Source organism: Streptomyces sp. NPDC048643 (assembly GCF_040650615.1).
Taxonomy (GTDB): Bacteria; Actinomycetota; Actinomycetes; order Streptomycetales; family Streptomycetaceae; genus Streptomyces.
Genome location: NZ_JBEZHO010000031.1, coordinates 14,086 through 28,076 on the forward strand (window position 1 = coordinate 14,086; position 13,991 = coordinate 28,076).

The following is a 13,991-nucleotide window of genomic DNA, read 5'->3' on the forward strand; positions in this document are numbered from 1 at the left end:
TCCCGGTCACGCACCGGCCACCGGGGGCGGCCACGCACCGGCCACCGGGGCAGCCACGCACGGGGCACCAGGACCACCGCGCACGGGGCACCGGGACCACCGCGCGTTGGCCCTTCGGGACGGCCACGCATTCGGGCACCCGGGGACGGCCACGTGCCGGCCGCAAGGGAGCCCCCGCCCCCTCGACAGGCCTGTCCCGCTACCGTCGTGGCAGTGCCTGTACCGCCGACTCGGCGTGCCGTGCGGCCTGTTCGAGGATCGTGCGAGATGCCTGCCCGATGGCTTCGCGCACCCGCCCGCGCACCCCGTCGCCCACCGGCACCGGCCCGTGCCCGTCCCCTGCAGGCCGGTGCGCGGACCGCCCCTGTCCCCGGCCGGATTCCCGCCCCGGCCCCTGACGCTCACTCACCTCCCTTGCTCCGGGCAGAACACAGGCCGCACGCTCCTCGGACCGGCCGGCGCTCCCCTCGGGCGGCCCCGTGTCCTTGCCGGACGGTTTCGCGCTCTCCTGGCCGGGGACGGCGTAGGCGCCGCCCGGCAGGACGTGTTCGTCGAGGAGCACCGTGTGTTCGGCGATCACCCGCACCCCGTGTTCGTCGGGCAGGACCGACCACTCCCCGGTGTGTGCGGCCACCGGCGCCCAGGGCGTGGTCTGTTTGTAGACGATGCGCCCGGCGTGCGGGAAACACAGCCGCAGCGAGCTCGTGGCGCGCACCGTCCCGTCCGGCAGCCGCACACGGTAGCCGACGGCCTGGATCCCGGGGGAGACCTCGCTCACCTCGACGTGCCGCACCTGCGGCACGCGGCCCGCCCAGTCGGCGGCCCGGTAGAGGAAGTCGTAGACGACCTCGCCCGGCCCCTCGACCCGCAGCGACTCCCGGAACGTCAGCACCCGTTGCAGCGGGCCGGCGCTGCTCTCGCGCTCCGCGATCCGGCGCACGCTCCACAGCGCACTGCGGGCGTTGTCCTCGACGGCGAGTGCGGCCCGGTCCACCTCCGCGCCGTGAGCGCCACCTGTGACGGTGAACTCGTGCACGACGCTCACCACACAGCCGTGCCCGCTTGCCGCCTCCGAGACGGTCCACTGCCCGGCCATCGACGCGATCGGCGCCTCGCCGCGCAACCGCCAGAACTCGATGCGCCGCTCGCCCGGATGAGCCACCCGCGCCCACAGCGAGCAGTCCACACGCCCGCCCGCCTGCTCCCACACCCGCAGCCGCTCCCGGCCGCCGTCGGCGTCCATGCGCTCCACATGCAGGACACCCGGGCTGTACAGCGGCCTGCGCACGGCGTCCGCGAGCAGGGCGTAGACCGCCTCGGCCGGCGCGGCCACCGCGGCCGAGTGCCGCAGGCGCCGCACACGCTCACCAGACATCAAAGACACCTCCACCGTCATGTCCCGCTCTTCACACCCAAGAACAGGGAGCGCTCGCCACCACCCCCTGTGAACTCCACCGTCGGCGCTCTCACTCGAGGAGTATTCGAAGGATGCTCGAGCCGCGCCTCAAAGACTGTCCAGGACCCGGACAGAAGGAGGCCGAAGACCATGACCGTCGAACTGATGGCGACCGCCGAACACGCCCCGCACAGAGAAGAGTTCGCCGCCCTGTACGCACAGGTGCAGCAGTTCTACGCGCACCAGATGCAGATCCTGGACGCCGACGGCGGCGAACACTGGGCGGCCACCTTCACCGAGGACGCCGTCGTCGAACTGCCCCTGCTGCCCGCCCCGTTACGGGCCCGCGCCGGACTCGCCCACTACGCCCGCGCCGTCGCGGCACGCCGCCGGCGGGCCGGCAGCCGCCTCCACCACTGGGTCGGCATGCTCGACGTCCGGCCCCGGCCCGACGGCACCCTGCACACCCGCTGCTCCGCCCTCGCCCACGCCACACCCCCCGGCGCGACCTCCAAGGTCCTCTACGTGTGCGTCATGGAGGACGTCCTGGTCCGCACCCACGACACCTGGCGCACCGCCCACCGCCGGATCACCCGCGACGACCTCGCCTGACCCCACCCCAACCGGCGCCCCCAACCGGCGCCCCCAACCGGCGCCCCGCACCCGGCGACCCACCCCGCCCGGCCCCGCACCCCGCCCCGGACCCGCACCCGGCCCGGACCGGCGGGCAGCACGACGAACCCCGGTCGCGCCGCGGCCGGCACCACAGCGCCCCTACCCGGCCCCGCACCTGCTCCCGGGCCCCGCACGCCTCGGCACCCGCCCCCGCACGCAGCCCGGCACCCGCCCCCGCACGCAGCCCGGCACCCGCCCCCGCACGCGGCCCGGCACCCGCTCCCGCACGCGGCCCGGCACGAACTCCGGCGGCCGGCACGACGACCCGGCCGCACCGTGGCCGGCACCGCAGCGCCCACCTCCCATCCGCCACACCCCCCATCCGCCCCACGCCCCAGCCCCCAAGCACCAACACCACCCGGCCCCGGGCCCCCACTCCAACACTCCTGTCCCGGCGCGGGCGTTGCGGCCCGCCCGGCAGGGCAGACGGCACCCCCTCCACCCTTCGCACGCTCCGCCCTGGGCCCGTCCGCCCCCGTCTCCCCGCGCCCCGATCCGCCCCCGGTCAGCCGGGCGCACCGTGCGCGGGCCGGGTCGAGCGGGATGTCAGGGAGGTGTCAGGGGTTTGTCGCGGGGCCGGCCCATGCTTGGGCAGCGCCTCGTGAGGAGAGGGGGAGGGGGCTTCATCGGCGCGTGCCTCCGGACTGCCGATGACCACCAACCGTTTCGCCCGTCTGCCGCAGCGCGAGCCGATCACCGTCATCGTGGACCTGGACCCCGACGCCGCACCGGTCCTGGAACTGTGCGGCCCGCTGCCCGCCACCCGCATCGAGGCCGCCCTCGACAGCATCACCGCACGCCACCCCGACGCCCGCGCCTGGAAGACCGACCTGCGCCAGCCCGGACCGGGCCGGCACACCCTGCGGTTCTCCACCCCGGACGGCCCCGAGCGGGCCGACTTCCCCCTGGGGGCACTGGCCGACCTCCTCACCCGCGCCGGCCGCGGCGCCTTCACCGCCCGCCACCAGAACGCGACCTTGCTGCAACGCGAACTCCTGGCCGCCGCCGACGCCCACCCCGGCCCCGGCCGCCAGGTCGAACAGGCCTCCTTCGACTGGCACGGACCCCTCGACGTGCCACGCTTCACCACCGCCTGGCACTCCGTGTTCGCCCGCGAATCAGTCCTGCGCACCGCCTTCGACGACCAGAGCGAAGGCACCCTCATCGTCCACGACCGGCCCGACCCACAGGTCGTCCACCTGCCGCACGACAGCGCCGAATGGCACACCCTCGTCGCCTGCGACCGCCGCCGCGGCATCGACCCCCGCCGCCCCGCCCCACTGCGCGTCACCCTCCTGGGCGGCGAGAGCACCGAGGCCGCCGTCACCGCCCGCACCGGCCCCGCCCGCGTCCTGCTCACCTACCACAACGCCCTGCTCGACAGCTGGTCGGTGCGCCTGCTGGTCCGCGAGTTCTACCGCGCCTACCTCGCCGGCGGCGAACTGCCCGGCGGCCACCGCCGCCCCGACATGAGCGACTACACCGCCTGGCTCGCCACCCAGGACACCACCGCCGCCCAGGACTTCTTCACCCACACCGCCGCCGCCACCGGCGCGGACGACGTGGACGCGGTGCGTGTTCCGCCGCTGTTCACCGACACCGCCCACCGCACCGAGGGCCGCTCCCGGCTGCGCCTGACCGAGGAGGAGACCGCCCGCCTCGCCGACTGGGCCGCCGCCTGGGGCGGCGGCGAGTCCACCGCCCTGCAGGCCGTGTGGTCCCTGCTCCTCTACCGAGCCGGCCGCGCCGAGGGCCCCTGTCACGTCCGCTTCGCCACCACCACCGCCGGCCGCGGCATCCTCTTCGAGGGAGTCGAACGCACCCCCGGAGCCCTGGCCGGCCCGCTGCCGCAGTCCGTCCTCGTCGACCCGCACGCCACCGTGCCCCAGCTGATGGCCCACCTGCGCGACCACTGCCTGGACCAGGCCGCCTACGAATGGGTGACCGCCGGCCAGATCCACGCCTGGACACGCCGCCCCGCACCGCCCGCCGACACCCTGCTCACCTTCGAGACCCTGCCGCACGCCCTGAGCGAACTGGACGCCGAACTCGCCGCCCACGGCATCGAGGTGGAACCGCCCCAGACCCTGGGCGCCCACACCGCCTACCCGCTCACCCTGACCGCCCACCACGACCGCAGCGACCGTCTCGTCCTGACCGCCTCCTACGACCAGGCCCGCTTCGGCGAGATCACCGAACTCCTCGCCCACGCCGCCCTGCTGCTGCGCGAACTCCCCCGCGGCGCCGGCCGCAACACCACCCTCGGCGACGTCCTGGCCCTCCTCACCCACCTGGGCACCGACCCCGCCCCCGGCCCGATCCTCGCCGCAGAGCCGGAGACCACACCCCTGCCCGCCGTGCTGCGTCCGCCCACCCACCCCCGCGCCGCCACCCTCGCCCTGCTCCAGGCACCCGGCCGGACCCGGGCCTTCTACGACCGGATCGCCCGCGCCTACCCCGGCCCCGAGAACCTCCTCCTGCTCACCCCCCTGCCCGCCGGCGGCGCCCACGCCGCCACAGCCGTCCGCGCCGCCTACGACGCACTCGCCCCCCACCTGCGCCCCGGCACCGGCGGACCGGTCCTGGCCGCCTTCTGCGGAGACGGCGTCGCCGCCTGCACCCTCGCCCGCCTCGCCGCCGCCGACGGCCACCAGCCCCGCGCCGTCGTCCTCGACACCACCGCCACCGAGCCCGACGACCTCGCCCACCGCCTCGCCGCAGCCACCCGCCCCCACCCCTGACCACCCCCACACCCGACAACCCCCACACCCGGCGGCACCCCCGGCCCGCACCCCACACCACCGCACGGCGCCACCGCACTTCACCGCACAGCCCGCCTCACCACCGCACCGCGCAGTCCCGCCGCGCAGCACCGCACTTCACCGCGCACCGCACACCGCACGGCACCGGGCAGGAAGCCCAGCCGAGAGCAGCCGGACGCCGAGGAGGCAGCCATGCCGGACCCCACCCCCACCGTCGCCCCGGCCCCGGCCCCGGCCCCGGCCCCGATCCCGCACCCGCGCACACGCCGGGACGAGATCGCCTCCCACGCCTGGGCCGAAGCACTGGCGACGGCCTGCGCACACCCCGACCACGCCCACCGCCCCCGCGGCGAACTGATGGCCGCCGCCCTGGAGGCCCACCGCACACTGACCCGGGGACCGGGCCCGAGCGTGCCGCTCACCGCACTGGGCCCGCACGGCGACCCGCGCGCACTGGCCGTCTTCGTCACGGTCTACGCCGCCCAGCAGCACCCACGTGAGACCCGCACCCCCGGCAACGCCGCCTGAACCGCCCCCGGCAATCCGCCCCCGAACTCCTCTCCCACGCAGGGCAGTTACCCCCGCACACCGGTCCTTGTCCCGCACGCGCGTGAGTCCGTACGGGCGAGTCCGAACGCGGGAGTGACCGCGCGGGGAGCCGGCCGCGCAGGGAAGCCGAGGGCCCGCCCCCCCCCGCCAGGGAAGCGGGGCCCGCACCGAACCGCCCCTCCCGACACCCCTGTCCACGTCCTCCCCGCCCGTGGTGCCCTTCCACGCCACGCCACTCCACAGCACTTCGCGCCACGCCACGTCACTCCACCGCACCCCGTGCCACGCTCCGCGCTCCGCGCCCGTCCCCGTCATCCGCTGACCGGGGGCGGGCGCATCCGTGTGCCGGGGGCCTGTGCAGGGCTGTCGCCGGCATGACGAGGGCTCAGGCAGGGCCGGCCCGGGCCCTCTTCACCCCGGCGGTCCTCGACCGGGCTTCCCTTGCGGGCCGCCTCCCACCCTCAATGCAGACCGCCGTGCCTGTTTCTCGCTCCTCCTGTAAGGGTCGATCCATCGCCGGAGGAATTACGCCCCGACCGGCGACCCGTAGCGAGACATAAACAGGACGCACGGTCTGCTGGTTTTTGGATGCCGACTGCCCCAATTAAGGACTATTTGAGCTGACTTGGGGACGGACTCTCGGGATCGAATCTCTCCAGGCGGGCTTGAGGCGGCACCTGGAACTCTTCCAAAACAGCGGGTATGGTTTGGTCTTGAGGAAGCCCGACCGCACTACCGGTTCGCACAGTTCATCCAGAGCCGGTGTGGCCGGCCGGACCCGGCCGGGCGGGCGTCCGCACGACGGGACGTACCGCTGCTGTTCCCGCCATCGGCCTGCAGGACGGAACCCTTGGAGCCAACTCATGCACGATGAAAGCCAGTTCTCCCGCCCGGCCGCCTCCGACGCCGCGCACGAGCAGCTGCTCGGCTCACTCGTCGTGGTCCTCGCCGACGTCCTGCGGATCACGCCGGAGCGGATCGACCCGGAGGAGACCTTCCGGCTGCTGGGCCTCGGCTCGCTGCTGTCCGTCCAGTTCGTCGCCGCGCTCAACGGCCACTACGGCACCGACGTGCGGGTCGACGTCATGCTCGACCACCCCACACCCGCCGCTCTGGCCCGGCACCTGGCCCGCACCGTGCTCCCGCACGCCGCAGCCGCCGCGGCCGGACCTCCGGCGCCCGCCCGTCCCATGGCGTCCCCCGCACTGTCGGCGGAGGCACACGACGACGCGGTCGGGCCGGTGCTGGAGACGCTGCGCGAGGAACTCGCCCGCATCCTGTGCTGCGACCCCTGGGACATCCACACCGAGGCCCCCTTCACCCTGCTCGGCGTCGACTCCGTCATCGCCTCGGAGTTCGTGGCCGCCGTCAACCGGATCTACGGGCTGCAGGAACCCGCCGGCACCCTCTACGACCACCCCGACCTCGTCAGCCTCGCGGTGCACATCGTCGCGGCCGCTCCTCCGCACCAGGTTCCCGAGATCCTGCCCGCCCTGCTGGGCATGACGGTGCCGGGAGCCGCCCCGCTGGGCATCGGCGCCCTGCTGGACGCGGTGCGCGCCGGATGGCTGTCCATCGACGACGCGCTGGGCCAGCTCGCGCACCGGGACTGAAGAAGCGACCCATGGACGTCACCGCGGATCACATGGACGAACGCGAAGTCCTCACCCGCTTCAAGGCGGGACGTCTGGAACGGGCACAGGCCGTCCGGATCCTCACGGCCCTGATGTCCACCGGCACCTCCCAACACCCGGGCCCGCAGCAGCCGTTGCCGGCCCTCGGTACTCAGCCGCCCGCCGGTACCGGTATCGCGGAGTTCGCTCCGACCGGTCCCGCGTACAACGCGGCACCGGCGGGGGAGGTGACGCCGGGGCAGGCGCGGTCGGCGACGCCTGCCCCGGTGAGCCATGCCCCGGCGGCACCGGGCGTGCCCGCGCCCGCCGCACGCACCACACCAGCGCCCGCACCCACGACGCCGTCCGCCCCGGAGACACCGGAGATCTCCGCCCCGGTGGGCCGGGAGGCCTTCGCCCCGGTGGGCCGGCCGGTGCGGGGCGCCGACGCCTCGGGAACACCGGCTGCCGGCGCCGACGGGCCCGAAGCGGACCTGGACCGGTACGCGGTGGTGGGGATCGCCGGACGCTATCCCGGCGCGGCCGACCTGCACCTGCACTGGCACAACCTGCGCGAGGGGCGGGACACCTCCTCACCCGGGCCGCTGGAGCGGCCCGGCCGATCCCCCCTCGAACCCGGCCTGCGCGGCCACTTCCTGGACAGGGCCGCCGAGTTCGACGCGGAGTTCTTCGGACTGGACCCCGCCGAAGCCGCCCTGATGGACCCCCAGGCACGCCTGTTCCAGGAGATCGTCTGGGAGGCCCTGGAGGACGCCGGCTGCACCGGCTCCCGCCTGGACTCCCTGACCGGACCCGACGGCAGCCCCCGCGCCGTGGGAGTGTTCGCCGGCGTGAGCTCCGCCGACTACGCCCTGCTGGCCGCCCAGGACTGGACCCCAGGCCGGCCGATGCCCGCCGGCGGCCACGGCGACCTCGCCGCCCACCTGGCCGCCCGCCTTCGCCTCAACGGCCCCGCCCACGCCGTCGACAGCGCCGCCACCTCCGCACTCGCCGCCCTGCACCTCGCCGTCGGCGCCCTGCGCCGCGGGGAATGCGCGGCCGCCGTCGCCGGCGGCGTCGAACTCCTGCTGCACCCCTCACGCGCCCGCGACACGGCCGGCGAGGGGGTCGGCGCCCTCGTCCTCAAACCCCTCGCCCGGGCCCTCGCCGACGGCGACCACATCCACGCCGTGCTGCGCCGCACCACCTGGGGCAGCCCCCAACACCCCGCACCCGGCGCACAGTCCGGCCCGCCCGCACCCGACCCCGTCCTCCGCGAGACCCACGCGACGACCGTGCGACGCATCGGCGACGCCGGCGCGGCCACCGGGATCGCGGCCCTGACCTCCGCCGTCCTGCAACTGCGCACCGCCACCCTCGCGCCCACCGGGGACCGCTCCGCCGCAAGGGCCTGGCCCCGCCCCCGCACCACGCACGGACAGGAACTGCCGCGCACCGCCCTCATCGAGCTCGCCCCCGCCCACGGACCCCACCACACCGCCCTGTTGGAGGAGTTCCCGCCCCCGCGGACCGGCCCCACCACCCCCCAGCCGACACACACACCGGCACCGGCACCTGCACAAGGGCAGGTGGAGCTGGAGGTGGAGGTGCGGGGGCCGGGGTCCGGTCGGCAGCAGGCGGCGGCGGGGGAGGAGCTGGTGCTGCTGTCCGCACCCAGCCCGGCCCACCTGGCCGCCCTGGCCGCCCGCCTCGCCGACTGGATCGCCCCCGCCACCACCGAAACCGCCCACCCCACCGACCCGCCCACCACCCCCGGCACGCCCCCCGCCCCGGACACCACCCCCGAGACCGGCACGCCCCCCGCCCCGGCGTCCGCCTCCGGCCCGAGGCCGGCCGGAGACCCCGCTCCGGGACCGCTGCCCTCGCTCGGTGCCCTGGCCCGGACCCTGCGCACGGGCCGCGCCGCCCTGCCCTGCCGGCTGGCCCTGACCGTCCGCGACCTGCCCCAGCTCCACACGGCACTCACCCGGTTCGCGGCCGACCCGCAGACCGTGCAGAGCGTGCCGGACGAGGAGATCCACAGCGCCGACCTGCGCTCGGACCCGCACGACCCCTACGCCCTCGCCGGTGTGCCCGAGACCGGCGACTACCTGGCCGCGCTGTGGCACGCAGGGCGTCTGGAGCAGCTGCGGCGGCTGTGGCTGTCCGGCCTGCCCGTCGACTGGGCCGCGCTGGAGCGGCGCGGCGGCGCCGGCGCCATGGTGGTGCCGCTGCCTCCGTCGCCCTTCCTGAGCCGCCCGCTGTGGCTGGAGGACACCCACCCGACCGCCGCCCCGGCGGACGAGGCCGGTCGGGCCGGTGCAGCGGGGGAGCCGATCTGATGCAGCCCACCGCCCTGCGCCGCGGCCACCCGGCCGGACCCGGTGAACCCGACCGGGCCCCGCCGGTCAAACTGTGGTTCTGCACCAACGAGGAACTCGCCGCCGAGTTCGCCCAGATCCTGGCCGGAGCCTGGCTGGACGCACCCGAACGGGAACTCGCCGAACGCTTCCTGTTCGAACGCGACCGTCACCAGTACCTCATCGCGCACGTCCTGGTGCGCCGCGTGCTGGCCCTGGAGACGGGCGTGCCCGAGTCGGAGGCCGTGATCTGGCGTTCGCCCCGCGGGCGCCCCTTCTTCCGCAAGCCCCCCGAGGGCCTGTTGCGCGGCGGCCGCAAACTCGACTTCAACCTCTCCCACACCCACGGGCACAACCTGCTGGGCATGGTGCGCCGCCACCGCATCGGCGTGGACGTCGAACGCCTGGACCGCGGCGACCGCGGCCTGAGCGCCATCGTCGACACCTTCGCGCCCATGGAACAGCAGTGGGTGGCCAAGGCGCCCCCCGGCCGCCCGCAGGACCGCCGGGTGCTGCGCCTGTGGACGCTCAAGGAGGCCTACTCCAAGGCCCGCGGCCTGGGCCTTGGCCTGCCCTTCGACTCGTTCGCCTTCGAACTGGCCGAGGACAACGGCGTTGTGGGCTTCACCCCTCCCCACGACGACAGTGAAGGCGCCCCGCGCTGGCGGTTTTTGGAACTGGAACCGGCCCCCGACGTGCTGGCCGCCGTCGCGGTCATCGTCGACCCCACCTCGCCCGCCGTGCTCCAGCTCCACCACGGCTTCCCCTGGAGCCGCAGCGTGCCGCAGCTGATCGCCCTGCCCGACCCGGCACCGATCCTGCCCTGACACCCGACCCGACCCGCCCCGCACGCCGCCGGCCGGGGCAGCGCCGCAGAGCCGGGCAACCACCGTGGGGGAACGCCGCCGTGGGGGATCGCTTGAACACCGATCGAGCAACCCGCCCCCACCGGCCGCATCCGGCTAGCCTGGAAAGGTCAACCACCCCTGAATACAGGGAAGTTGACGGAGTCCGTCGACCGTGTCCGGCGCGGCTCCGAACCGGATGGCCGGGGCGCCGGGCGTGCCGCGCGGCCACCCCGCCCGAGCACCCCGTCACCCCCGGGATCCGGGACCCGCACCCGTCGCGCACGAAGGCCCGCCACCGGGCCCGGCCGGGCCCGGCGCCGCACACCCCGCGACGCCGAGCACGCACCCTTCTCCCACGAAGAACACAGGAGGACCCGCCATGCCCTCGACCGGCACCGCAGTCCAGGAACAGACACCCCGCACCCCGCGCACCGCGACACCGCACCGCCTGCTCATGTGCCGCCCGCAGTACTTCGACGTGACCTACAGCATCAACCCGTGGATGAACCCCGACAAGCCGACCGACACCGCCACCGCCCTGCTCCAGTGGGAGCAACTGCGCGAGCTGTACGTGTCTTTGGGACACACCGTCGAGGTCGTCGAGCCCGTCGAGGGCCTCCCGGACATGGTGTTCGCCGCCAACGGCGCCACCGTGGTGGACGGCAAGGTCCTCGGCGCCCGCTTCCGCCACCGCGAGCGCACCGCCGAGGGACCCGCCTACCTCGACTGGTTCGCCCGCAACGGCTACCGCGAACTGCTGTGGCCCGAGCACATCAACGAGGGCGAGGGCGACTACCTGCGCGTGGGACGCCGGATGCTGGCCGGCACCGGCTTTCGCACCGACGCCCGCTCCCACGCCGAGGCCCAGGAGTTCTTCGGCCTCCCCGTGACGGGCCTGACCCTGGTCGACCCCGACTTCTACCACCTGGACACCGCGCTCGCGGTGCTCTCCCCGGACGAGATCATGTACTACCCGGCGGCCTTCAGCCCCGGCAGCCAGGCCGTGCTCAGGGAGATGTTCCCCGACGCCGTCCTCGCCCACGCCCAGGACGCCGCCGTCTTCGGCCTCAACGCCTTCAGCGACGGCCTCAACGTCCTGCTGCCCCAGGCGGCCACCGGCCTCATCGGCCGGCTCAAGGAACGCGGCTTCAACCCGATCGGCGTCAGCCTCGGCGAACTCCTCAAAGCCGGCGGCAGCGTCAAGTGCTGCACCCTCGACCTCTCCTGACCCCGCACCCGACACGACGACCGGGCCACCCCGCCCCGCCCTGCACCGTCCGGGAAGGAGGCAGGGCGGGGCGGGGTGGCGTCCGCAGTCTTCAGGACAGGCCGGTCAACGCGGAGAACACGTCGTCGAGTTCGTGCGAGTGCACGGTCAGCGACTCGGCCGTGACCGCCGCCGCGTCCAGCACGTCGAGCACCGCCCGCAGCGACTCCGCGCCCGCCTCCCCGGGAATCCGCAGGGTCAGCGTCGCGCGGTCGCTGACCGCACCCCCACCCGCCCCAGCGCCGAAGGCGGCCCCCGCACGATCGAGCGCCGCCACGTCCGCGAACCGCAGCCGCACCACCCCCTCCGGCGCCCCACGCCCGCCCCCGACGTGGCCGCTCTCCCGGCCCGGCCCGCGCTCGGGGCGTGCCGGTACGAGACTCAGCCCCGCGGGACGAGCAGCAGCCGCCGCACCCGACACCCCCCGAAGCGGACCGCCCCCGCTGCCGTACGCCCCCACGTCGTCCCCGTACTCCCCGTACTCCCCGTACGGGCCCCCGCCCCCGTCGTCGTCCCCGTCGTCGTACGCGTCGTAGGGGTCGGCTTCGGTCAGGGCGCTCAGCAGGATCCGGCGGGCCTCGGGGGACAGCGAGAGGGCCAGCCGGCGGGCCAGTTCGCGGGCCTGGCCGCCGTCGGTCTCGGCGGCGACGGCCAGTTCGGCCGCCCGACGCGGCGTGAGATCCGCCCCAGGCCCCAACCCCAACCCCAACCCCAACCCCAGACCCTCGTCCTGGCCTTGGCCTTGACCTTGGTCTTGGCCTTGGAGGTCGGCGGGGCGGAGTGCGGGCCCGGGGGAGGGCAGGGCGTGCAGGGCGGCGCCGGGCGGGAACGGAGCCCAGGGGGTGTCGGTCACGGGCACGGCCCTCGCCTTCGCTCTGGTGGCGTCGTCCGCGCTGCCGACGGGCCCGCTCGCCCGGACAACCCGCCCGCACCGCTGCTGTGGGTGTGGCTCATGTGGTCGGTGGTTCACGGCCGGGGCTCCGCCTCGTCCGGGTCCGCCACGATGAGCGTGCCCGCCCGGTGGCCGGCGAACATCTGCAGGAGCACCGCGTGCGGGACCCGTCCGTCGATCACCCGGGCCGCGCCCACCCCGCCGCGCACCGCGTGCAGGCAGCCGGTCATCTTGGGCACCATGCCCTCGCTCAGTTCGGGCAGGAGCTTCTCCAGCTCGCCGGCCGTCAGCTGCTCGATGACCTCGTCGCTGTGCGGCCAGCCCGCGTACAGGCCCGCGACGTCCGTCAGCATGACGAGCGCGTGCGCCCGCAGCGCCCGCGCCAGGGCGGCGGCGACGGTGTCGGCGTTGACGTTGTGGACCAGGCCGTCCTCGCTGCTGCGGGCCAGTGGTGAGACGACCGGGATCCGGCCGTCCGCCAACAGGCCCTCGATGACACCGGTGTTCACGCCCGTGATGTCGCCGACCCGGCCGATGTCCACCGGCTCCCCGTCGATCCACGGCACGTGCCGCACCGAGGTGAGGGTGTCGCCGTCCTCGCCGGTCATTCCGACGGCCAGCGGCCCGAACCGGTTGATCAGACCGACCAGTTCACGCTGCACCTGCCCGGCGAGGACCATCCGCACCACTTCCATCGCGGGCGGTGAGGTGACCCGCAGCCCGGCCCTGAACTCGCGCTGCAGGCCGCGCCGCGCGAGCTCGGCGTCGATCTGGGGGCCTCCGCCGTGCACCACCACGGGCCGCAGCCCGGCGTAGCGCAGGAAGACGACGTCACGGGCGAAGGCCGCCGTGAGGCCGGCGTCGACCATGGCGTGGCCGCCGAGTTTGATGACGACCGTGCGGCCCTGGTGGCGGGCCAGCCACGGCAGGGCCTCCCCGACAGCCGAGGCCTTGGCCTGGGCGGGGTGCACGCTGACGGTCATGAGAACCTCGCACGCCGAGGGGCGGGGCCGCCGGCGGGGCGGTTGGCGCTCATAGGCACGACTCCTTCTGTAAAGGACCCCGGCCCGCGGGGGCGGGCCCCGCAGGCCGGTGGACATGCGCTTGAAGACGGCACGAAAGGACTTGGCTGTGCGGCGCCCTCTTGGGAAGGTGAACACCTGCCGGCCCCGCCCGCCGAACGCGCCGCCATCATCGCGCCGCACACGGACCGACGGAAGCCGATTCCCCTCAACACACGCACGCGAGCGGCTTCTTCGCTCTTTTCCGCATGCCGCCGCCGCGGGCGCTCACGTCCTGCCGACAGGACAGTCGGCGGAACCCGCCGTGACCGAGGGCGGAGGAATTCCCGCGGAATCCGCGACGACGGCGAGCGCCCCGACGATTCCGTGACCGGACACGCCGCCCGACCAACCGATTCCGGCGTTCCCGCCGGTACCGCCGATCCTCGTACGGGCATTTCCTCCACCCTTTTCGACCTGTTGAACCGGAGGAACGGATCCCGCTCGAATTTCCCTCGCATACCGCTCGCATTCAACTCGCAGACCGCTCGCTTTTCGCTCGGGAACGGTTCGCGCGCGGGAGTGTTCCGCGGGGCCCGAGGACGCCGTCCACGGCGAACCGGCGCGC

10 protein-coding genes are annotated in these 13,991 nt (G+C 74.9%); 7 read left to right on the forward strand and 3 right to left on the reverse strand.

The features are described from left to right. Nucleotides 1–199 precede the first annotated feature (199 nt). Nucleotides 200–1,375, reverse strand: a complete 1,176-nt coding sequence (locus tag AB0C62_RS26780; protein WP_362977272.1) for an SRPBCC family protein — start codon at nucleotides 1,373–1,375, stop codon at nucleotides 200–202. A 171-nt stretch (nucleotides 1,376–1,546) separates the two neighbouring features. Between AB0C62_RS26780 and AB0C62_RS26785 the strand changes: the two genes are divergently transcribed. The 7 genes from AB0C62_RS26785 to ddaH all read left to right on the forward strand — a co-directional run bounded on the left by AB0C62_RS26785 (nucleotide 1,547) and on the right by ddaH (nucleotide 11,431). Beyond that, nucleotides 1,547–2,008 (forward strand): nuclear transport factor 2 family protein, encoded by a 462-nt coding sequence (locus AB0C62_RS26785; protein ID WP_362977274.1) that lies wholly within the window; start codon nucleotides 1,547–1,549, stop codon nucleotides 2,006–2,008. 713 nt (nucleotides 2,009–2,721) lie between these two features. Then, a complete protein-coding gene (locus AB0C62_RS26790; RefSeq protein WP_362977276.1) occupies nucleotides 2,722–4,812 on the forward strand; it encodes a condensation domain-containing protein in 2,091 nt (696 codons plus the stop codon). A gap of 213 nt (nucleotides 4,813–5,025) precedes the next feature. Further along, on the forward strand, nucleotides 5,026–5,361 hold the full coding sequence (locus AB0C62_RS26795; RefSeq protein WP_362977278.1) for a hypothetical protein: 336 nt from the start codon (nucleotides 5,026–5,028) through the stop codon (nucleotides 5,359–5,361). Between the two features lie 884 nt (nucleotides 5,362–6,245). Further along, nucleotides 6,246–6,995: an acyl carrier protein gene (locus tag AB0C62_RS26800; RefSeq protein ID WP_362977280.1), complete on the forward strand. Its 750-nt coding sequence runs from the start codon at nucleotides 6,246–6,248 to the stop codon at nucleotides 6,993–6,995. Nucleotides 6,996–7,006: 11 nt separating this feature from the next. Continuing rightward, entirely contained in the window at nucleotides 7,007–9,337 is a 2,331-nt protein-coding gene (locus AB0C62_RS26805) for a polyketide synthase (RefSeq protein WP_362977282.1), read from the forward strand. Then, the gene (locus AB0C62_RS26810) at nucleotides 9,337–10,182 is read left to right on the forward strand and encodes a 4'-phosphopantetheinyl transferase superfamily protein (protein ID WP_362977284.1); all 846 of its coding nucleotides are present in this window, start codon (nucleotides 9,337–9,339) and stop codon (nucleotides 10,180–10,182) included. The genes AB0C62_RS26805 and AB0C62_RS26810 overlap by 1 nt, the downstream gene beginning before the upstream one ends. Before the next feature lie 400 nt (nucleotides 10,183–10,582). After that, entirely contained in the window at nucleotides 10,583–11,431 is an 849-nt protein-coding gene (gene ddaH / locus AB0C62_RS26815) for a dimethylargininase (RefSeq protein ID WP_362977286.1), read from the forward strand. A gap of 91 nt (nucleotides 11,432–11,522) precedes the next feature. Here the strand turns inward: ddaH and AB0C62_RS26820 are convergent, their stop codons facing one another. Next, a complete protein-coding gene (locus tag AB0C62_RS26820; protein WP_362977288.1) occupies nucleotides 11,523–12,323 on the reverse strand; it encodes a hypothetical protein in 801 nt (266 codons plus the stop codon). A 113-nt stretch (nucleotides 12,324–12,436) separates the two neighbouring features. Further along, nucleotides 12,437–13,345, reverse strand: coding sequence for an acetylglutamate kinase (argB, locus tag AB0C62_RS26825; RefSeq protein WP_362977291.1), 909 nt, complete (start codon nucleotides 13,343–13,345; stop codon nucleotides 12,437–12,439). Nucleotides 13,346–13,991: the final 646 nt, after the last annotated feature.

Coding starts and splice junctions, on each gene's coding strand:
- argB (WP_362977291.1), bottom strand. CDS start 13,345: ATGACCGTCAGCGTGCACCCCGCCCAGGCCAAGGCCTCGGCTGTCGGG.
- AB0C62_RS26795 (WP_362977278.1), top strand. CDS start 5,026: ATGCCGGACCCCACCCCCACCGTCGCCCCGGCCCCGGCCCCGGCCCCG.
- AB0C62_RS26790 (WP_362977276.1), top strand. CDS start 2,722: ATGACCACCAACCGTTTCGCCCGTCTGCCGCAGCGCGAGCCGATCACC.
- AB0C62_RS26780 (WP_362977272.1), bottom strand. CDS start 1,375: ATGTCTGGTGAGCGTGTGCGGCGCCTGCGGCACTCGGCCGCGGTGGCC.
- ddaH (WP_362977286.1), top strand. CDS start 10,583: ATGCCCTCGACCGGCACCGCAGTCCAGGAACAGACACCCCGCACCCCG.
- AB0C62_RS26810 (WP_362977284.1), top strand. CDS start 9,337: ATGCAGCCCACCGCCCTGCGCCGCGGCCACCCGGCCGGACCCGGTGAA.
- AB0C62_RS26785 (WP_362977274.1), top strand. CDS start 1,547: ATGACCGTCGAACTGATGGCGACCGCCGAACACGCCCCGCACAGAGAA.
- AB0C62_RS26805 (WP_362977282.1), top strand. CDS start 7,007: ATGGACGTCACCGCGGATCACATGGACGAACGCGAAGTCCTCACCCGC.
- AB0C62_RS26800 (WP_362977280.1), top strand. CDS start 6,246: ATGCACGATGAAAGCCAGTTCTCCCGCCCGGCCGCCTCCGACGCCGCG.